At 47.1% G+C, this 21,005-nt stretch carries 14 protein-coding genes; 2 read left to right on the top strand and 12 right to left on the bottom strand.

Going from position 1 to position 21,005, the window contains the following annotated elements:
* Positions 1-40 precede the first annotated feature (40 nt).
* From M1D72_RS11300 to znuA, 5 genes are all read right to left on the bottom strand, one after another.
* Entirely contained in the window at positions 41-271 is a 231-nt protein-coding gene (locus M1D72_RS11300) for a FeoC-like transcriptional regulator (RefSeq protein ID WP_390190951.1), read from the bottom strand.
* Entirely contained in the window at positions 268-2,544 is a 2,277-nt protein-coding gene (gene feoB, locus M1D72_RS11295; RefSeq protein WP_456296929.1) for a Fe(2+) transporter permease subunit FeoB, read from the bottom strand. The genes M1D72_RS11300 and feoB overlap by 4 nt, the downstream gene beginning before the upstream one ends.
* Positions 2,544-2,771: a FeoA family protein gene (locus tag M1D72_RS11290; RefSeq protein ID WP_390190954.1), complete on the bottom strand. Its 228-nt coding sequence runs from the start codon at positions 2,769-2,771 to the stop codon at positions 2,544-2,546. Before M1D72_RS11290 ends, feoB begins: the two co-directional genes overlap by 1 nt.
* A 596-nt stretch (positions 2,772-3,367) precedes the next feature.
* On the bottom strand, positions 3,368-6,589 hold the full coding sequence (locus M1D72_RS11285) for a helix-turn-helix domain-containing protein (RefSeq protein WP_456296928.1): 3,222 nt from the start codon (positions 6,587-6,589) through the stop codon (positions 3,368-3,370).
* A gap of 284 nt (positions 6,590-6,873) precedes the next feature.
* Positions 6,874-7,788, bottom strand: coding sequence for a zinc ABC transporter substrate-binding protein ZnuA (gene znuA / locus M1D72_RS11280; protein WP_456296927.1), 915 nt, complete (start codon positions 7,786-7,788; stop codon positions 6,874-6,876).
* Between the two features lie 83 nt (positions 7,789-7,871).
* Between znuA and znuC the strand changes: the two genes are divergently transcribed.
* Positions 7,872-8,657 (top strand): zinc ABC transporter ATP-binding protein ZnuC, encoded by a 786-nt coding sequence (gene znuC, locus M1D72_RS11275; protein ID WP_456296926.1) that lies wholly within the window; start codon positions 7,872-7,874, stop codon positions 8,655-8,657.
* Positions 8,650-9,435, top strand: coding sequence for a zinc ABC transporter permease subunit ZnuB (gene znuB / locus M1D72_RS11270; RefSeq protein ID WP_390190961.1), 786 nt, complete (start codon positions 8,650-8,652; stop codon positions 9,433-9,435). Before znuC ends, znuB begins: the two co-directional genes overlap by 8 nt.
* Positions 9,436-9,496: 61 nt before the next feature.
* On the opposite strand, the gene purF is transcribed toward znuB, so the two are convergent.
* The 7 genes from purF to M1D72_RS11235 all read right to left on the bottom strand — a co-directional run bounded on the left by purF (position 9,497) and on the right by M1D72_RS11235 (position 20,843).
* Complete coding sequence (gene purF / locus M1D72_RS11265; RefSeq protein WP_390190963.1) at positions 9,497-11,011, bottom strand: amidophosphoribosyltransferase; 1,515 nt, start codon at positions 11,009-11,011, stop codon at positions 9,497-9,499.
* Positions 11,012-11,045: 34 nt separating this feature from the next.
* Positions 11,046-11,537, bottom strand: a complete 492-nt coding sequence (locus tag M1D72_RS11260) for a CvpA family protein (RefSeq protein ID WP_456296925.1) — start codon at positions 11,535-11,537, stop codon at positions 11,046-11,048.
* Between the two features lie 62 nt (positions 11,538-11,599).
* Entirely contained in the window at positions 11,600-12,169 is a 570-nt protein-coding gene (locus M1D72_RS11255) for an SPOR domain-containing protein (RefSeq protein WP_456296924.1), read from the bottom strand.
* Entirely contained in the window at positions 12,170-13,438 is a 1,269-nt protein-coding gene (gene folC / locus M1D72_RS11250) for a bifunctional tetrahydrofolate synthase/dihydrofolate synthase (protein WP_456296923.1), read from the bottom strand.
* Between the two features lie 45 nt (positions 13,439-13,483).
* Complete coding sequence (gene accD / locus M1D72_RS11245) at positions 13,484-14,410, bottom strand: acetyl-CoA carboxylase, carboxyltransferase subunit beta (RefSeq protein ID WP_390190971.1); 927 nt, start codon at positions 14,408-14,410, stop codon at positions 13,484-13,486.
* A 168-nt stretch (positions 14,411-14,578) separates the two neighbouring features.
* Positions 14,579-15,373 carry a tRNA pseudouridine(38-40) synthase TruA gene (gene truA, locus M1D72_RS11240; RefSeq protein ID WP_456296922.1) on the bottom strand — a complete coding sequence of 265 codons (795 nt, stop codon included), beginning with the start codon at positions 15,371-15,373 and terminating at the stop codon, positions 14,579-14,581.
* A gap of 91 nt (positions 15,374-15,464) precedes the next feature.
* Positions 15,465-20,843, bottom strand: coding sequence for a FimV/HubP family polar landmark protein (locus M1D72_RS11235; protein ID WP_456296921.1), 5,379 nt, complete (start codon positions 20,841-20,843; stop codon positions 15,465-15,467).
* Between the last annotated feature and the right edge of the window lie 162 nt (positions 20,844-21,005).

The following is a 21,005-nucleotide window of genomic DNA, read 5'->3' as shown; positions in this document are numbered from 1 at the left end:
TAAAAAAGCAGCATTAACATGCTGCTTTTTTTGAGTAAACTTACATCGTTACCGTTAATGACAACCCATGACTTGGGTTAACCACATATCGAACGTTAGTCACTCGCTGATCGCGGTTAGTATCCACCATTTTAGATATTTGACCTTTACGAATCCAAACACTCAGCATGGCATCCACGCCATCTTCTGACAGACCGAACCGCTTCGCTAATTGTTTGCTACTTGCGCCGTGATGCTCAAGGATATATTGCTTTAACTCACTCAGAATCATACTGTTTGTGCCTCAAAGTGTTGAGCAGCACGGAGCCCTTGGCGCTTCATCCACCAGAAAATTGCACCGCTCGCTGCAACGATTCCAATCACCCAAAGGCCACTTGATAGCGGGTGGGTAGTCAACTGCGATAGCTGGTAGTACAGTGTCGCCCCTGCATAGGCAAGCCCCATAGTCCACACTGCAATAAAGCGCGCAAATTTAGCGCCAAATTCACGCACATATGCGCCCATTGCCGCAACGCATGGCGTGTAGAGCAAAATAAAGACTAAATAAGAAAACGCTGCATGTCCGCCGCTAAAATAGTGCTGCAAGTTACCAAAAATAGAAGCGTTAACTTGCTGATCCTCTGCCACTGAATCGGTGTTACTCAAATCTCCCACTTCAATCCCTAGAGGGTCAGAAAAACTCAACGCAACCAAATTATCCGGTATAGACATGACCGCTTCGCTTAAGCTCGCCGCTAAATCGAACTCGCCATCATCCGCAGCATCATCTGGTGCGTATAAGTTGTTTAGCGTCCCAACAACGGCTTCTTTCGCAAATATTCCCGTAATCACACCGACAGTTGCAGGCCAGTTATCAGACTCAACACCAATCGGTGAAAGTACCGGCGTGACGACTTGAGCGGCACGTGACAAAACGGATTTATTCGTATCCTCATTACCAAAACTGCCATCAACTCCCAGTGAATTTAAGAAGCTCAGAATGGTCACCACGATAACGATGGTCTTACCCGCGCCCAGCATAAAGCGTTTAAGCTTTTGCCACGTTTTGATTAATACATTTTGTAATGTTGGAAACTCATAATTTGGCATTTCCATTATCAAGCTGTCACTCGAGCCTGGGTACAGTGTTTTCTTGAGAACAAGACCGGTAAATACTGCAGCCAAAATACCAAGTAAATACAAGGCAAACACAACATTTTGACCACTGCTGGGGAAAAACGCAGCGGCAAAAAGCGCATACACCGGTAAGCGAGCACCACAAGACATAAATGGTGCCATTGATGCCGCCAATTTACGTTCGCGCTCTTGGTCCAAAGTCCGCGTTGCCATAATCGCAGGGACGTTACAACCAAATCCCAAAACCAGTGGAACAAACGCTTTACCGGGAAGACCAATTTTTTGCATTACTTTATCGAGTACAAACGCTGCTCGAGACATATAGCCTGAACTTTCGATAACGGCTAAGAACAGATACAAACAAGCAATAACCGGAACAAACGTTGCTACGGTTTGGATCCCTCCACCGATACCGTCGGCCAATAGCGTCACTAGCCATACAGGAAGGTGCTCATCGAGCAAATAATGTCCACCATCGACTAGGAGAGCCCCGACACCAATGTCGAAAAAGTCGATAAAAGCGCTGCCGATATTAATAGCAAACATAAACATGAGGTACATAACCAAAAAGAAGAACGGCACGCCAACCCACTTATTGAGTACCACACTATCAACACGCTCAGTCAAGTTATAGCTGGCTTTACCTTGCTCTCGACGAACCACTTTCAGCACCTGATGTATGTAGCTAAATTTGACATCCGCTACATGGAGATCGACATCCAATTGAAGTTGCTTACGCTGAGATTGGACAATATCTCGCTGTGGTTGAAGTAACCCGTTGAGAACTAAGCTGTCATTTTCAAGGGCACGAATAGCAAGCGCACGCGCACTGGAGATCTGGCCAACAAACAGAGACTTTAAGTTATTCGCCGCGTATTCAAAATCATCATGATAGTCGAGCGCCAACTCACTGAGAGTCACACCTTGAACGATGATTTTATGTAGCTTGCTCTTAAAGCGTTGGACCTGCGCGCGATCATTAGCTGAAAGGGAAAGCACCGGACACCCTAATGCTTGTTCAAGACCGGAAACATCCAGTACTTGGCGCTCGCGCTTTAAGGCGTCCATTTTATTGAGCACGACAATCATGGGACGTCCCAACTCGCGTAGCTGCAATGTCATATATAAACTGCGCTCTAGACAGGTAGCGTCAACAACGTTCACAATCAAGTTAGCAGGATGAGTTAACACCGCTCTAGACGCGATGGACTCATCGATACTATTGGCATCATTACCGCTATCCAACGCGTAAATCCCCGGCAAGTCCGTAATTTGAAAATCATCCCCGCCTTGATGAAAGCGCCCGGTTTTTTTCTCGACCGTCACCCCTGCCCAGTTTCCAACTTGCTGTTTGGCTCCGGTCAATCCATTAAACAACGTGGTTTTACCACAGTTCGGGTTACCGACGGTCAGTAATTGATAATCCATTACACCACCTCAACATCGATTTGTTCCGCTATCGCATTGCGTAGCGCTAATGACACACCGCGAACCTGTACCTGAAGCGGATCACCAAACGGCGCTTTACGCAGAACGGTCACGTTGGTATCGGGCAGCATGCCCATAATCATCAATTTTTTGCGCACATCGCTTGTCATCTGAGCAAAACCACAAATGACGGCCGATTCGCCCGGTGACAGTTGGGATAGCTTCATAAACGGATTTCCAATAGCTAATGAGAAGGATTCTTATTAAGAATATGACCATTTAAACAGCAGGGTCTTGTCCAAAATCAAACTTTGCAAAATTAGACCGTTATTTACGTCAAAATGACTAACGTTAAATTCGTCAAATCTTATCCTGTGTTACTGGTTGGTAAACCAAAATCACAAAACAAAATTACCAAACATCAAAAAAGACAAACAAAAACAATGCATTATGAATATGTCGTTTTTCTTATGTCACGCTGGCGTTAAATTTATACGTTCATTCCTTACAACTTCTTATAGTCATTCTCGTGGAGGCCAAGTGGTTTCCTATTTAATTCCAGAGGTGATGTATCCACATCACTCCGGCAGCAAGCGAAGGTATCCTTGGTACCCGTGGTATAGTCCCCCGGCTATACCACGACATTTTTTCCCTTTCCTATTTCCCTTTCAGAAAGCCTTTATTGCACTACGAACTGATACCACCATTCTCTCTTGTTACTAAATAGAGCCCGACCTTGATATAGATAAAACATCGTGTCATCCATATGGCCATAAGAAAGATGTGTTGGAGTGAAGGGATATCCAGCAAGTACTAGAAAGGTTTATAGCACTTCTTGGTTTTCGACAAATTGGGAAGGAGAGACACCAAACTGTGCCTTAAAGCGCTGACTGAAATAGGAAGGGTCGTTGTAACCGCACGCGAACGCAACTTCAGAAACCCGTTCGCCATCGAGGAGTAATTGACAAGCGTGGTTAAGCCGAGTTTCATTTAACACATCTTTGAACGTTCTGCCGCTCAGTTGCTTGAATCGACGCTGAAGGCTTCGCTCAGAAACATACAGCAGCTTCGCCGCCATCACGGTAGTAAACTCAGGATCGGAGTAATGCTGGGCAATAAGATATTGTACTTGTTCCAGCCAAGGGGAGTCTTGCTCAGTCGCAACGTCAAAATTGGAATTCACGTCATCAGCAACGTCAATTTCGTCAAAAATAGTCGCGAGCCCCCAGCTTAACTCAATGATATTACGTTCATCGGAACTGTATATCTTCAGGCTTCCACCACTAACCATAACTTGGTCACGTAGTCCCTCCCAATCCGTCGGAGTCGAGTCTAATTCATCAATGCCTCTGCCTTGGTCATAGAAACTTAACCGCACACACTGAGCCTCGATATCCTGCTCAATTTTTACAGTCACAGATTGCTTTTGATAACATCGACGCAGTAGATTATTGATGAGCCCACTTAAAACTTGGTCTAACGTAAAGGCCTTGAGCATAATCCATACTGGCTCATTCTCTGAATGCTCAAGGGTAATGGCAATAGCATGGCGCTGTATTTCTTCGTGCCATACACTCAAGGCAGTTTTAACAATCGTCACTAAGTCAAACGCCGCTTTTTCGCCTTGTACGTCACTACGCGTATTTTCAAGCAATTCCAACTCGAGCGTCATGCGTTTAATAATATGCTCAATATCGTCACTACTGGTCGCGCGCCACACTTGTTTGGACAACCGTAGCTTCATGCGCGCCAGTAATTCTGACAACAGCACCTTCCTCACCTGAAGCTGCTTTTTTAACTGCTGATTTTGCGCTAACAGCTCTCTATCTTTGTGCATTAAATGCTGAGTTTTACGTGCCACCTCGGCCTGCATCCGCCGATGGTTAGCGGCGGCGACTCGGCTACGCCAGTAGAAACCAACCGCGAGTAGTGCGAGCCCTAAAGTAACCGCGCCGATAATGACAACACGTTTGAAATACCATGGCTCCACCACAAACAAACTGACACTAACCTCATCAGATACAACGCCATTAGGTAATAAATAGCGCACACTCAGTTGATAATTAGCTGGCGTTAAGTGACTAAGCGTTAGCAAGTTGCTATTGAGCGGTTGCCACGCTTGTTGGTCGGTTAAACGGTACTCCAAGTTCGCGCTGTTTAACTGAGGTAATCCACCAACTCGTAGGCTGACCGAATCCCCCAGCCGGAGACGAACAGGACTATCAATTAATCCACCAAAATAATCTTGGTTTTGGTTGATCGTCATTTGGCTAATGATGAGCTTTGGCTGAGGTACGCTTTGCGTGACCAATGGATAAGTACTCACTCGCATAACACCGGTCTGAGTAGCGAATAAAATATCACGCTGGTCATCGACCGCATTCACACAAGCACTCGGTAAAAACTCGTTATGAATAACACCAAAAGGTGCCGAGTAATGGGCAAGCAGCTGCCCAGACATATCATAACGACTAAGCCCAAACGAAGAGCTCAGCCATAAACCATCTTGGTTACGCACGACACATTGGGGCATCACCCCTTCTGCTGGCATCATCACGTCAGACAAAGAAAGCTGCTGTGTATCCAGCTGATAAATACCATAATGGCCAACAGCCCAGAGTTGATGCTCACTAATATTGACCCACTGGCTAATACGACCAATTTTTTGAGAACCCTTGATGGTATGCACCGTCTCTCCACGAATAACAGAAATAGCGCTATCGCCACTTAACACCACCGTGCCATCTTGCGCCGCAAACAATTGCCACCGCCCTGCCTGTAAAGATTGAGGGTTGAGCTGAGAAAGATGCCATTGTTTAAGTGCCCCTGTCTCAAGCTGATAACGCCATAACACACTTTCTGTCACACCAAGGACATCGCCCGTAGACGTTATTTCGATCAAGTGAGTCGGCTTATCTCTCAGCAGGGACGGTAGGTTTCGCTGTGTGTTCAACACGCCACTGTCGGCATCAACGACTTTGACACCTTGTGATGTCGCTAACCATAACCATTGTTCATCTTCAGCATAATCGAACACTTTCCCAGAGTAGAACGTTTTAGCCTGTTGCCCGCTATGTTTGAGTTGATGTAAACCACTATCCGACAAAAACCAGTAGTGACCTTTGGTCTGCGCTAGCGATATCATTTCAGGGGTAAGCTGATGCTGAGCTTCATCAAACACTGGCTGAGAGTAGCGTTTGAATTGATCGCCAAACAATGAGTGGTATTGCACACCAAATTCTGTCGATACCCAGATACCACCCTGATGATCATTGAGTAACGCATAGATATGTTCACCGCGTAATTGGTGCCCTTGGTGCGTGTCCCCCTTTAAATAATCGGTTTGCTCAGTGAACACGGAATAAAGATAGAGCCCTTTATCGCTTCCTATCCAATACGCGCCATCAGATTCGATCATGGCAGTGACTTGCCCATGACCAATACGTTCTACGGGTTCATCACTACCCGAATCAACATCAATCACTAAAGCGCCGTTATCACTCCCAACCAATAACTCACGACGCGTTTTAGAGAAAAACAATTGTGATACCGGCCGCTTATTCGATGCGCTTACATAACGAAACCCATTCGACCGTGAGATATATACACCAGCATTGGTCGCTAACACCCATTCTCCATCGATATGTTGGGCATCATTGATGACAACATTCAACGCTTGATTGTATTGATATATTCTCGAGAGTGGATAGACATCAAGTACTTGAGTCTCGATGTGGTAAGCGTAAAACTGTGACTGATCGGTCAGCCACAAATACCCTTGCGAGGCACCGATCTGCGTAATTTCACTGCCTGGGGTAAGATTGAACTCTGGCTGACGCTCTCGTCCGGGAAGAAGACGATAGACCTCATTACCGACGAAGGTCCAAAAAGCGTGGTTTTGATAAGTGAGGTGAGCGGTAGCGACATCGAACACAGAACCATTCTCAGGAAGCACGCCAACGCCATCAAAAACTTTGATACGATACTTGGCATCATGTAACCAAATACCGCCAGAAGGGCCGAGGAACAATTGGTTGGCAACCACAACTTTCCCTCGGTGCTGAGAAGGCAACGGATAAAAAACATGCTGCGCTGCTTGACTCGCGAAGCATAATAAAAATCCGCACAGCAAACCAAAAACTCGCAACAAGCTCGATGCCCTCACCCACAAAATAACGTGCACTCATTACCGAATGGTATTTTTTTGCACTGATAATTATCTTCTTTTGTACTTTATTCGTGGTAGGTTGTCAGCTTAAATACTGGCTTTTTTAGCGTTGGTCACATAGAAAAGGCTTAGTGCTTTTTATCGCAACTAAGCCTCCTAACTTACTGGCTTAAACAGTCATTAAAGTGATTGGCAAGAGAATCAAGAAATACAAAGTAACTGCCATCTGCAATGTTTATCTCTGTGCCTATCGGGTCGAGCGTGCCGATTCTCGCCTGAGTGCCACGCACAACAGACTCAACAATCGCAGGCGTGAACTGAGGTTCTGCAAAGACACACTGCGCATTACTGCTGCTTAATGCATTACGAATGGAAATGAGCGTTTTTGCGCCGGGCTTACGCTCAGGCGAAACAGTAAAGTGACCTAGATTATTTAACTGATGATCTTTCTCAAAATATTCATAAGCATCATGGAAAACGTAATACCCTTTTTCACGCACAGGCTCTAGCTTAAGGTCAATCTCAGCAAATGTCTGATTTAGGTTGTCTTCAAACTCAGCCAAGTTTTTCTGATACTGCTCGCTATGCGTTGAATCTATGCTGATAAGTTTAGCCGTTAATGCACGAGCCATCGTGAGCGTTTGTTCATGGCCTAACCAAAAATGCGGGTTAAAGCGACCATGATCATGCCCATCTCCATGTTCGTGTTCGTGTTCGTGTTCGTGTTCGTGTTCGTGTTCATCATGATGCTCGAATTCAAGCAAATCGAGATGAGGAACCTCACTGATGGTAAACGTATTTCCTCGATTTTCTAGCGTTTTACTCAAGAATGGCTCAAGGGCTGGCCCAAACCAAATCACTAAATCCGCGTGATTTATTCTTTTCACATCCGACGGACGTAATGCATAATCATGGGGTGAGGTATTCGCCGCCAGCAATACATCGGGTTCAGTCACATTCTTTGTGAGTTCCTGAGTGATCATTTGAATCGGTTTAAAACTGGTTAATACCTGTTGGGCATAAGCCACCTGTGTGCCCAGTAGGCTCGTGACGATCAATAAAAATATCCGTCTCATAAAAATCTCATTACGGTAATATAGCGATAGCAAAGTCTAAATGTTATATTATAACATCATCAATTAGCAAGTGAGTTATCACCATGTCGACATTAGTCGAGCTAAAGAATATTCAAGTCCGTTTCGCTGATAAAACGGTTTTAGATAATGTCAGCCTAGAACTTGAACGCGGAAAGATCACGACGCTAATCGGCCCCAATGGGGCTGGTAAATCAACGTTAGTAAAAGTTCTTCTTGGGTTACAAACCCGTTTTCAAGGTCAAGTCGTCCGCAGTAAAGGTCTGCGCATTGGTTATGTGCCCCAGAAGCTAAAGTTAAACGAAACTCTGCCGCTCAACGTCAGCCGTTTTTTGCGCCTTGCTGGAAAATATAGCGACCAGGAGCTGACGTCTGCGTTAAAGTTGGTTGGGGCTGAACATCTTCATAATGCCAATATGCATTCACTGTCAGGCGGCGAAAACCAACGGGTGCTACTCGCGCGTGCCTTACTTCGTCGCCCTGATCTGTTAGTCCTTGATGAACCTGCTCAAGGTGTGGATATTCAAGGGCAGATGGATCTCTATGATTTAATTAACACCCTTCGTTATCGCTTTAATTGTGGCGTTTTTATGGTCTCTCATGACCTACATCTTGTTATGGCCAAAACCGATCATGTGGTGTGTTTACATCATCATATTTGCTGCTCTGGAGCACCAGATGATATTACTAAGCACCCTCAATACATCGCACTATTTGGGCAAGCTCGTCATGAGACGTTAGCGTTTTATCACCATCAGCACGATCACCATCACCATGACTTAGCGGGTCAACCAGTGAAAGGTGACGCCCAACAATGCTCTCATCATTTACACGGCCATCATCATGATTGAATTTTTACTTCCTGCCATTTTTGCTGGCATCGGCATCGCGTTGATTGCTGGGCCACTTGGATCTTTTGTTGTGTGGCGAAAAATGGCTTATTTTGGCGATACATTAGCGCATGCCTCACTACTTGGCATTTCCCTCGGCTTTCTCCTTGATGTGAATCTCTACCTAGCGTTAATTGTTTGCTGCTTAGGTTTAGCGCTCATTTTGGTTGGCCTGCAAAAGCAATTAGTCGTCGCGACGGATACCTTGCTCGGCATACTCGCCCACAGTGCATTATCTCTTGGATTAGTGGCTGTTAGCTTCTTAGATGATGTCCGTATCGATTTAATGAGTTACTTATTTGGTGATCTCCTTGCCGTGACAAGCCATGACTTAAGCTTTATCTATCTTGGCGTGGCTGTGGTTGGCGCCATCCTGTTTGCCTTTTGGCGCCCGTTACTTTCTACAACCGTTAACGAGGAGTTGGCAGCAATAGAAGGTCACAACATTGATCTGATGCGGCTGATTCTCATGCTACTCATGGGGTTGGTTATCGCCATAGGAATGAAGTTTGTGGGCGCATTGATCATGACTTCACTTTTAATCATTCCTGCAGCAACCGCTAGACGCTTTGCATCCAGCCCAGAAACTATGGCGCTGTTTGCCTCTCTGATTGGGGTTCTTGCGGTGTTTGGAGGGATTAGCATGTCTTGGCACTGGGACACCCCCGCCGGGCCTTCTGTGGTACTTTCAGCAGCGGCCATGTTTATTCTGAGCCAGTTTAAGCGCCCGGCGTTTTAAGTCGATACAGCGACAAAAAAGGCTTCCATCATTGGAAGCCTTTTTTATTGGCTAAGTCAGGTTATGCACCTTCGTTATAGAGTTCTAAACTCGCAATTTCTTGCAGAATTTCACGCTCCAACTTGGAATCATCGTTGCGTAAGGATTCAAGAAAATCAAGGTACTGCTGATCAATATCGCCAGTGACGTATTCACCGTTAAACACAGAGGTTTCAAATTTCGCAATATCACGGTTGCCCATTCCAACTGCATCCACCAAATCGTCTAAGGTTTGGAAAATAAGCTCATCGGCACCAATTTGCTTACAAATCGCCTCACTGTCACGCCCATGAGCGATCAACTCGTTAGCGCTTGGCATGTCGATACCATAAACGTTCGGGAAGCGAATTTCTGGGGCTGCAGAGACCATAAAGACCTTCTTCGCGCCAGAATCCCTCGCCATCTCAATGATCTGCTCAGACGTTGTGCCACGAACAATGGAGTCATCAACCAACAATACGTTCTTGTCTTTGAACTCGGAACGGATCGCGTTCAATTTACGGCGAACCGATTTCTTACGCTGTTGCTGCCCCGGCATAATAAAGGTACGTCCAACGTAACGGTTCTTGACGAAACCTTGGCGGTACGGTTTATCAATCGCTTGCGCGATTTGCAGCGCAATATCACATGACGTTTCAGGGATCGGGATGACCACGTCAATATCAAGATGAGCGAAATCATTAGAAATACGATCACCAAGCTTTTTACCCATCTCTACACGCGCACTGTAAACCGAAATTTTATCGATAAACGAATCAGGACGTGCAAAATAAACAAATTCAAAGATGCATGGATTCAGTGATGGGTTATCAGCGCATTGTTGAGTAAACAGCTCACCTTCAAAGGTGACATACACTGCTTCGCCTGGCGCGATATCACGCATGAAATCGAATCCGACAGCATCAAGTGCTACCGACTCCGAAGCCACCATATACTCAAAGCTACCGTTGACTTCTCGCTTACCAAGACACAATGGACGAATGCCATTGGGATCACGAAATGCCACCATTCCATGACCAATGATCATCGCACTGACGGCATACGCACCACGAATAGTACGGTGAACACTGGTGACCGCACGAAACACATCTTCCGCTGTAACATTACCTTTCACTGTATCAATTTCGTGCGCTAGCACATTCAGCAGCACCTCAGAATCTGAGGTCGTGTTAATGTGGCGACGGTCTTTATCAAACAGTTTTTGGCGAACTTCTTGAGCGTTAGTGAGGTTACCGTTGTGAGCGAGGGTGATACCGAAAGGAGAGTTTACGTAGAAAGGTTGCGCTTCTGAGGCGCTCGAACTCCCTGCAGTTGGGTAGCGCACATGCCCTATTCCAACGGTACCTTGCAAGCGCTGCATGTGTTTAGCTTCAAAGACATCCTTGACTAAACCGTTCGCCTTTCGCAGACGAAAACGATTGCTATCTATGGTACAAATACCCGCAGCGTCTTGGCCACGATGCTGTAACACTGTCAACGCATCATAGATAGACTGGTTTACAGGCGTTGTGCCCACAATTCCGACAATACCACACATGTCCTAACCCTCGATTTTCGACATTTCTGGCGCGCTAAATCGCGCCAGATAGGAAACTAGATGTTGCTTGTAAGTGTTCAAAAAACGGTGCAATGATACGGCTGAACTCAGGCACCAATTGCGATCCTTTCCACCACACTGTATCAGGAAACGTTGTAAACGCATCCATAAAAAACAAAGCCGCAGAGACAATCAAAATACCTCTTAAAGCACCGAACACAACGCCGAGTACTCTGTCCGTTCCGGACAAGCCTGTTTTTTGTACAAGCTGAGCTATCACATAATTAACGATAGCTCCTACAATTAACGTGGCAACAAACAAAGCAGCGATTGCTGCTGCGTTGCGAATGAGTTCGTCTTGGATATTGGAGAAATATACCGCGAGTTTCGCGTAATACTGGCTGGCAATAAAAAATGCCCCAAACCAAATCACCAATGACAAAGCCTCTTTCGCGAAGCCACGTACTAAACTGATCAAAGCCGATAGGCCGATCACACTCAAAATGACAATATCTAACCAATTCATGTCTATCTACATCTTAAGTTGGCGCGCATTTTAACAGAAAAAATGCTGACGCAAACGTTTTCTTATGGATTTAGTGGATTAAATTTAAGCAATCGACCTTTGGAACCGGTAATTTTCTCCAATTCGGAAATTTGTCGTTCGAGCTTAGTCTTTGAAACATCAGGGCCTATGATCACTCGGGTATAGCCATTTTCCAACTTGGTATGAGCTTGATACCCTCGTTTCTGTAGATCTTCGATGAGAGTTTGTGCATTGTCCGCATTTTTTAGTGCCATCAGTTGAATGATCCAAGCGCTGTCTTTGTACTCATTGCGCTCTGGTACCTCTTTCACTTCAACCTCAAGTGGCTCTTGCGGCTTTTTCTGTGTAACCTGCTCTGGCGTCGAACTTGATTCTGTTGACGGTGCTTTTACCGTCGCCGACACCGGACTAGGAGGCAGTTCATTGGTATCCTCTTCAGGCTCTAAGACATCAAAATTTTTATTTTGGGCAACCTCTGGCTTAATTGGAATACTGTCTAAATCTTCCTGATAATGTGTTTTTTGGCCATCCAAAATATCAGGCAATACGATCACACCGATAGCAACCAGAACAATCGTTCCAACCAATCGATTTTGAAACTTACTCGCCATTTATTCTCCTTGTTGCTGCCAGTATTCAAGAATTTCACCAACAGTATGGAACGAACCGGCGACGATTATGACGTCGTCACTGCTCGCATTTGTCAACGCTGCTTTAAAAGCCGTTACTGGCTTTGCAAAAGCGATGAAGTCATCATCGAGATGTTCACACAACTCACTCGCTTTCGCCGCTCTAGGCCCGGTTAAAGAAGAAACATACCAGTAAGAAGCAATGGGCTTTAACGCTTCAAGCGTTGATGCGATGTCTTTATCGTGGAGCATCGCAATGACCATCCGCACCTTACGGCCTGGATACTGCTGCGTAATTTTATCCGCTAAATATTGCGCTGAGTGTGGGTTATGGGCAACGTCAAATAGAACAACGGGCTCATGCTGAACAACCTGCATACGCCCAGCCAAACGAGCATTTTTTAAGCCATTAACGATATTAATATCACTGATTTCTAAACCTGTACTCCCCAGCGCCATCAACGCCGTGGCTGCATTAGGCAGTGGTAACTGAGGAACAGGCAAAGCATCAAGTTGATAAGGACCACTGTTCCATTGCCAAGTCTGTTCGTCAATCTGCTGATAGTTGTACTGGATACCAACTTGATGCAAATCTGCGCCAATATCGTCGGCATGTGCTGCTACGGTTCCAGGCGCTTGCGGCTGTCCGCAAATCGCCGGTTTACCACTTCGAAAAATGCCCGCTTTCTCAAAACCAATGACATTGATGTCACTGCCCAACCAATCGACGTGATCGATGGCTAAGCTGGTAATAACGGAAACATCATGATCAACCACATTGGTCGCATCAAGGCGCCCCCCGAGTCCAACCTCAAGCAATACCACCTCAACCTTCTGCTGTTGAAAAAGACGAAGCGCAGCCAAAGTACCGAATTCAAATAAGCTAAGAGAAATATCACCGCGTTGATGCTCAACATAGTCAAACGCGTCAATATGCGCTTGATCATCGGCATCTTGGCCATTAATGCGAACTCTCTCGTTATAGCGAATTAAGTGGGGGGAACTGTAGACACCAACCTTATAGCCAGCATCAAGCAAAATCGCTTCCATTAACGCACATGTTGAACCTTTACCATTAGTACCTGCAACGGTAATAACACAGGGGGCCGGTTTAGTAAGTTCAGCGCGCTGGGCAACTTGAGAGACACGGTCAAGGCCGAGATCAATGGCGGAGGAATGAATAGTATTTAAATAATCAAGCCACATCGCAAGGGAGGATGTGGCTTGAGGACGTATAAGGGTTTGACTCATCTAACTAATAACCGAAATCTGCGGGCTGTGTCGTTAGGGTCTACTTTAACCTTTTTCGTCAGCTTCTGGTACAGTGTAAGGCGCTTCATTTGGAGAATCGTTCACAGAAACTACCAAAGGTGACTCATGGGCGGTCAATTTTGCCAATAGACCGGCAACACGCTGACGCATCTCACGACGATCGACAATCATATCAATCGCACCATGCTCAAGCAGGAACTCACTGCGTTGGAAACCTTCCGGTAAATCTTCGCGCACTGTTTGCTCGATAACTCGGCGTCCTGCAAAGCCAATAAGGGCTTTAGGTTCACCGATATTGATATCGCCCAGCATCGCCAAGCTTGCCGAAACACCACCCATTGTAGGGTCGGTCATCACCGAAATAAACGGTAGGCCTTTCTCAGACAAACGCTCAAGTGCCGCACTGGTTTTCGCCATTTGCATCAATGACATCAAAGCTTCTTGCATTCGCGCACCGCCACTGGCAGAGAAACAAACCAAACCGCTTTTTTGCTCAATGGCCGCTTCAACAGCGCGCACGAAACGTGCGCCAACAACTGAGCCCATAGATCCGCCCATAAAGGAGAATTCAAAGGCGCAGGCAACGACAGGCAAACCGTGAAGTTCCCCTTTCATCACAACCAAGGCGTCTTTCTCACCACTGCTCTTTTGAGCAGCAGAGATACGGTCTTTATAACGCTTAGAGTCTTTGAATTTCAGCTTATCTTGCGGCTCGAGTTCGTCGGCTAACTCAACACGATTCGCTTCGTCCAAAAAGGCTTCTAAACGACGGCGGGCTTTCATACGCATGTGGTGACCACATTTCGGGCACACCTCAAGGTTACGTTCTAGCTCCGCATAGTAAAGCACCTGTTCACAGGAGGTACATTTAGTCCAAACACCTTCAGGGATGGACGCTTTACGTGAACTAACAATGTTGCTTTTCTCTAAAATCTTTTCAAGCCAACTCATGGAAGACCTTTTCTCTTAATTCTCTCTCGGCGATCGAGAGATAAAAATTCTGAATTTACGCGTGGAGAATTAAAGCATATAAACAGCCAAGTGTGGACAAAAAACTGGTTGTACCTATTTCCTGTATTGATATCTCAACCACTATTAACTCAGACATTTATCCCCAAATTAGTTCAGGTTATCTGGTAAAAATAGCGGGCCAATAGGCACTTCAGGTAAACCAAAATGTTCCGGGTAATCCACATCAACTAAATATAGTCCACCTGCTTTCGCTGTCGCGCCAGCGAGTTTTCTATCTTTTTGATGCAGTAACCACTCTATCCACTCAGGCGCTTGTTCTCCACGCCCGACGACGATAAGACTACCAACGATATTTCTGACCATATGATGGACGAACGCATTTGCTTTGATATCGACCACCACATAATCACCATGACGAGTCACATTTAAATGCATGACATTGCGCCATGGGCTTCGAGACTGACAGTGTACAGCACGAAATGATGTAAAGTCATTTTCGCCCAACAAATATTGTCCAGCCTGATGCATGCGTTCCACATTAAGCTCTCCGTGATAATGGCTGACGCCATCGTTTAATATGCCGGGCCTTAATGCACTGTTATAAATAATGTAGCGGTAACGGCGGGCCGTTGCAGAGAAACGAGCGTGGAATTCATCGTCAACGTCTACAGCCCAACGAACGGCAATATCTGATGGCATATTGGCGTTGACTCCCATCGTCCACGCCGCCATTTTCCGAGATGCGTTAGTCTCAAAATGCACCACTTGTCCGGTGCCATGCACACCGGCATCCGTTCGTCCGGCACATTGCACTTCAACGGGATGATTGGCCACTATGGTCAGCGCCTTTTCAAGCTCTTGTTGTACGCTGTTCACGTCACGCTGACGTTGCCAGCCAAAATAGTGTGCTCCGTTGTATTCAATGCCTAACGCTATCTTCATTTGCTACATCTCACTGAAAATTGGGCCGAGAAGTATATACGTTCTCGGCGCTAATGATAAGGGGGCTTCTCGCCCCCTTATTCAACTCAGATTAACGGCCATGAATCGCATCTATTAGATTTTTCGCCTCGCGGCGAATGCTATCACTTCCATCCACAATTGCTTCTTCGAGAAGCTTAATCGCACCTTGAGGATCGTTCATTTCAATGTAGATTTTGGCTAAATCCAACTTACCCGCGGCCTCAGAGTTCGCATCGACATCGGTATTATCACCGATATCACCAATCACGTCTGGGAAGTCATTTAAACCGACATCCAGCTTCAGATCGTCATCCGTTAGCATCGAGTCCTTTTCAGCCTCTTCGACTTCAGCCATCAGTTCATCGATGGTGCGGTAGCCTTTGGTATCCGCTTCAACTGACGGGAGATCATCTTGAACGCCCCAGTCTTCATCTGTCGCTTGCGGCTCTGACAGTTCATCATCGTTCCAGATACCTTGTTCTTCTTCTGGTATCTCATCAGGAATTTCAGCTTGCTGCTCCGGCGATAAGTTAAAACCATTCCAGTCCTCACCCCCAACTTCTAACATCGCATCGAGATCCATGCCTGCGCTATCAGAAATTTCATCATCCATAGGACGATTAAAGTCAAACGAGTGCTTCGAGGGTGTTTCTTCTTTCAGTAGCTCGTTGAAGGTTTGTTCGTCGTAGTTTTCGACTGGCTGCCGACGTTCATTATGCTGCTCGACATTCTCAGGCTTTATTTCTGATGGCGGCGCGTCTGACTCTGTACTTGGCGTGTCCTGATCTGGCTCATCGGCATCGGTTAAGGCTTGCTCTTCCCCATACTCAGGCAGTTCAAGGTCGTCAAAACCAAACTCATCTTCCGCCGCGCTTTGTGGCGCGTCGGGCTCTGCACTTGGCGTGTCCTGATCTGGCTCATCGGCATCGGCTAAGGCTTGCTCTTCGCCGTACTCAGGCAGCTCAAGATCGTCAAAATCAAACTCATCTTCCGCCGCGCTTTGCGCCGCGTCTGGCTCTGCACTTGGCGCGTCCTGATCTGTCTCACCGGCATCAGCTAAGGCTTGCTCTTCCCCGTACTCAGGCAGCTCAAGATCGTCAACATCAAACTCATCTTCCGCCGCGCTTTGCGGCGCCTCTGGCTCTGCACTTGGCGCATCCTGCTTTGGCTCACCGGCATCGGCTAAGGCTTGCTCTTCGCCGTACTCAGGCAGCTCAAGATCGTCAAAATCAAACTCATCTTCCTCGGCGCTTTGCGGCGCGTCTGGCTCTGTACTTGACGTGTCCTGTTCTGGCTCACCTGCATCGGCTAAGGCTTGCTCTTCGCCGTACTCAGGCAGCTCAAGGTCGTCAACGTCAAACTCATCTTCCTCGGCGCTTTGCGGCGCGTCTGGCTCTGTACTTGGCGTGTCCTGTTCTGGCTCACCTGCATCGGCTAAGGCTTGCTCTTCGCCGTACTCAGGCAGCTCAAGATCGTCAACGTCAAACTCATCTTCCTCGGCGCTTTGCGGCGCGTCTGTCTCTGCACTTGGCGTGTCCGTATCTAGCTCATCGGCTAAGGCTTGTTCTTCACCGTACTCAGGCAGTTCAAGATCGTCAAAATCAAACTCATCTTCCTCAGGGCTTTGCGGCGCCTCTGGCTCTGCACTTGGCGCGTCCTGTTCTGGCTCATCGGCATCGGCTAAGGCTTGCTCTTCGCCGTACTCAGGCAACTCAAGATCAACGTCAAACTCATCTTCTTCGGTGCTTAGCGGCGCTTCCGGCTCTGCACTTGACGCATCCTGCTCTGGCTCATCGGCATCGGCTAAAGCTTGCTCTTCGCCGTACTCAGGCAGTTCAAGATCGTCAAAATCCAACTCATCTTCCGCCGCGCTTTGCGGCGCGTCTGGCTCTGCACTTGACGCGTCCTGTTCTGGCTCACCCGCTTCGGCTAAGGCTTGCTCTTCGCCGTACTCAGGCAGTTCAAGATCGTCAAAGTCAAACTCTTCTTCCACGGCGCTTTGCGGCGCGTCTGGCTCTTCACTTGACGCATCGGAATTTTGTTCAATATCAGATGTGGTTTCTGGGGCTGATTGCGGCGCGTCCTCAAGCTTTTCAGCGAAAGGCGATTCAGGTGCATCATCAAACTCCCAATCTTCATCTTGTGGTGTACCGAATTCGTTGGCGACTGGCTCTGGACGAGGTGCTTCTGCTTCTGCTTCTGCTTCTGCTTCTGCTTCTGCTTCTGCTTCTGCTTCTGCTTCTGCTTCTGCTTCTGCTTCTGCTTCTGCTTCTGCTTCTGCTTCTGCTTCTGCTTCTGCTTCTGCAAGAGTGTCCTCACCCTCGATTTGAGGGTCAAACTCAAATTCATCATCACTGTCGCCTGACGACTCAGATGATGGCGATTCGAATTCCTCGGCATCAGTTGACGCCTGTTGATCTTGAGTTGCAGACGGTTCTAACTCACTCGGCTCAACGTCACTCTTGGTTGATTGAACATCAGCTTCTTCCGATAACTCAGACGGCTCAATGTCTGTCTCATCCTGACTTTCCTGAGACTGGACATTCGGCTCATCGTCGACATCAATCGGAGACAGATCATCCTCAGATAGCGCCTGCTGATCAGAAAGCTCTGGCTCCTCAATCTCACTTGCTGCGTCCTCTTGGTTGTCCGACTGCCCAGCCACATCCGATACTGGCTCATTTTCCAGCTCAGATAGGTCAGACTGAGGTTCTGATTTTGGCTCTGGCTCTGGCTCTGGCTCTGGCTCTGGCTCTGGCTCTGGCTCTGGCTCTGGCTCTGGCTCTGGCTCTGGCTCTGGCTCTGGCTCTGGCTCTGGCTCTGGCTCTGGCTCTGGCTCTGGCTCTGGCTCTGGCTCTGGCTCTGGCTCTGGCTCTGGCTCTGGCTCTGGCTCTGGCTCTGGCTCTGGCTCTGGCTCTGGCTCTGGCTCTGGCTCTGGCTCTGGCTCTGGCTCTGGCTCTGGCTCTGGCTCTGGCTCTGGCTCTGGCTCTGGCTCTGGCTCTGGCTCTGGCTCTGGCTCTGGCTCTGGCTCTGGCTCTGGCTCTGGCTCTGGCTCTGGCTCTGGCTCTGGCTCTGGCTCTGGCTCTGGCTCTGGCTCTGGCTCTGGCTCTGGCTCTGGCTCTGGCTCTGGCTCTTCAGTGTTTTGTTCGAGGTCGTTGTCGTCAAGCGTTTCATTCAACTCATCGGATGATGGTTGCTGAGTCTCATCTTCGGAAAGCTCATCAAGCAGAGGATCCGCCTCTGGCGCAACTTTCATTAAATCATCAACAAACTCATCACGAGAAAAGTCGGGTTGGGTTTCTTCCGTCAGCGCAGGCTCATCATCCTGTGCGCCTTCATCACTCCCTTGTTCAGATTGCGCTTGTTTTTCAATTTCAAGCAACTCATCAAACAACTCTGTCGCTTCAGCATCATCAAGATCATCTTCAGACGACAACTCTTCATCAAACAGCGCGCTTTCTAGTTCGTCTAATTCATCACTCACATGCTCCTGTTGCTCATCGTCAACGGGGGCATCATCATCAAGTAACTCGTCGAGCATCGCCGTTGAGTCGGTATCAAACGCCTCATCATCATCTGCGCTTTCAAGCAGCTCGTCGAGTAAATCCGTGCTGCTTTCATCCCAATCTAATTGGTCTTCTGGGTCTAATGCTTCGTCAAGAGTTTGATCTTCGGCAAGGTCAAAGTCTGGGGTATCTTCGTCATCATCGAGCAACTCATCAAGCAATTGCGCTTCATCGTCAGCAGACAGTTCATCAGCACTCTCTTCCAACTCATCAAGCGTCGATTGAGTTTCCATCTGTGCAAAGATATCGTCTATATCGCTATCTGAGGCTAACTGAGGTTCATCAGACAATGCTTGCTGCTCCGGAGCAAGCAGCTCGTCGTCACTGCTTAGGTCAAAATCGTCTTCGTCATCTACGGCGTCAGATAACAAATCATCAAGCATTGATTGATCAATCTCGTCGCTGTCTAGACTTTCATTGTCTTCAAGTAGCGAGTCGATATCATCCTCACTGAGAGATTCATCATCAGAGAGGTCGAAATCATCACTGTCGGTACCATTCGCGACGTCATCGAGCGCCTTTTCCATCTCTTCGAGACCGAGGGCTTTCTCTTCACCATTTACACTAATACCATTTGAGCTAACGCTATCAGCAAGCTCTGTATCTAGGTCACCGTCATCACCAATACCTGCAAATGGGTCTTCGCCGTCTTCATCTTCTAGATTGAAATCAAGATCGTTGTCATCCAGATCGGCGAAAATATCATCTTCAGCATTCTCCCCTGTCTCTGCTTCTGGCTCGTCCGTATCGCCATCAAGATCCATCTCATCACTAAATAGCAACTCTTCATCATCGCTTGAGTCACTGAAGAGATCATCATCGAGAACCAGATCGTCGTCGACTTCATCATTCATTTGCTCTGGAATGATCGGCATTACAGGTTCTGGTTGGGTTTGCGCTTGCTGCTCACCTTGTTCGTCTTTCTTGTTACGGCGACTAAGCAGCGACACCACGAGCAGGCCAATTAATAGTCCAGGAATGATTGCGAGAGCGCCCAGTACAAATGGGTTAGAGAGTAACTGATCCATCTCTGATGGCGCCATTTGTTGCTCTTTGGCTAAACGTTCACGCTCTTGGCTCAGTAGCTTTTCGACTTCATTTCGAATTCGATTTTCATCATTTAACTCATCTTTAAGTACATCAACTTCTGACTGTACATTCGCCAGCATTAAGCGCAGCTTATGGTTCTTCTCTTCAAGTGCCAGTAACTCATCTTCAGAAGAAGCCAGTTGGTTTTCTAATTGATTAACCTGACCTTGGGTTTCTTGTTCAGCGATTTGCTGCTCTTGGCTTGGCTGAGACTCAGGTGCATCCGCTGGCATCGAAGGCTGCGATTGAGGTTCGGGAGTGACTTCTGGGGCTTCGCTGGTCGCAGGCTCACTCGGTGTCGGCACAGCAACAGGAATGCGAGAACTAGGACTTGTTGGAGTGGCAGGTTGAGGCGTTAAACGCGCATTCGTACCATTCAACTTGGCTTGATGCGCTGCCAAAATCGCAACGGCTTCTTGGTTAGATGTGCCTCTTACCTGAGCCAGTGAAGGAACTCGAAGCGTACTACCCGGTAACAAGTTATGAATGTTTTGATTTTCAAACGCCCTCGGGTTGAGATTAAAAATCGCCAATAACGTTTGTTGAACAGTGACATCATTAGAAGGTCTTAGACGAGTGGCAATACTCCAAAGCGTGTCAGAGCCCGTTGTGGGGCCAAAAAAACGGGAAGGTTCGTTATTGTTATTTCTGATGACAGGATCGGCAAATTGCGGCGAATTTTGAATTTCACCATTCGGTCCTTTTAAACGAATACTCTCTGCACTAACGAATGAAGTCTGAGTCACGGCTACTAGTGCAATGGGCAATAGTAAACGTATAAAAAATCGACGCATAAAAAAGCTCAAGCTGTGTGCTACAAAAAGTTAAAACACGGATCTAACAAATATATCGGATAACCACTTTAAAACTATAGGTTGTAAGCCAAAAAATGTGTGTCAAACGCAATAATCGCAGTAATCTCACACAATATTTGTGCAGTTCCTTACAAGGTGTAT

The organism is Vibrio sp. AK197 (assembly GCF_053903115.1).
The sequence above is the reverse complement of the archived record's forward strand: the minus strand, read 5'-3'. Positions and strand labels throughout refer to the sequence as shown.

Bases quoted from the DNA above. Each gene is read 5' to 3' on its own strand.
- znuA (WP_456296927.1), bottom strand. From the start codon at position 7,788: ATGAGACGGATATTTTTATTGATCGTCACGAGCCTACTGGGCACACAG.
- M1D72_RS11260 (WP_456296925.1), bottom strand. From the start codon at position 11,537: ATGAATTGGTTAGATATTGTCATTTTGAGTGTGATCGGCCTATCGGCT.
- folC (WP_456296923.1), bottom strand. From the start codon at position 13,438: ATGAGTCAAACCCTTATACGTCCTCAAGCCACATCCTCCCTTGCGATG.
- M1D72_RS11290 (WP_390190954.1), bottom strand. From the start codon at position 2,771: ATGAAGCTATCCCAACTGTCACCGGGCGAATCGGCCGTCATTTGTGGT.
- M1D72_RS11300 (WP_390190951.1), bottom strand. From the start codon at position 271: ATGATTCTGAGTGAGTTAAAGCAATATATCCTTGAGCATCACGGCGCA.
- znuB (WP_390190961.1), top strand. From the start codon at position 8,650: ATGATTGAATTTTTACTTCCTGCCATTTTTGCTGGCATCGGCATCGCG.
- znuC (WP_456296926.1), top strand. From the start codon at position 7,872: ATGTCGACATTAGTCGAGCTAAAGAATATTCAAGTCCGTTTCGCTGAT.
- accD (WP_390190971.1), bottom strand. From the start codon at position 14,410: ATGAGTTGGCTTGAAAAGATTTTAGAGAAAAGCAACATTGTTAGTTCA.
- feoB (WP_456296929.1), bottom strand. From the start codon at position 2,544: ATGGATTATCAATTACTGACCGTCGGTAACCCGAACTGTGGTAAAACC.
- M1D72_RS11255 (WP_456296924.1), bottom strand. From the start codon at position 12,169: ATGGCGAGTAAGTTTCAAAATCGATTGGTTGGAACGATTGTTCTGGTT.
- truA (WP_456296922.1), bottom strand. From the start codon at position 15,373: ATGAAGATAGCGTTAGGCATTGAATACAACGGAGCACACTATTTTGGC.
- M1D72_RS11235 (WP_456296921.1), bottom strand. From the start codon at position 20,843: ATGCGTCGATTTTTTATACGTTTACTATTGCCCATTGCACTAGTAGCC.
- purF (WP_390190963.1), bottom strand. From the start codon at position 11,011: ATGTGTGGTATTGTCGGAATTGTGGGCACAACGCCTGTAAACCAGTCT.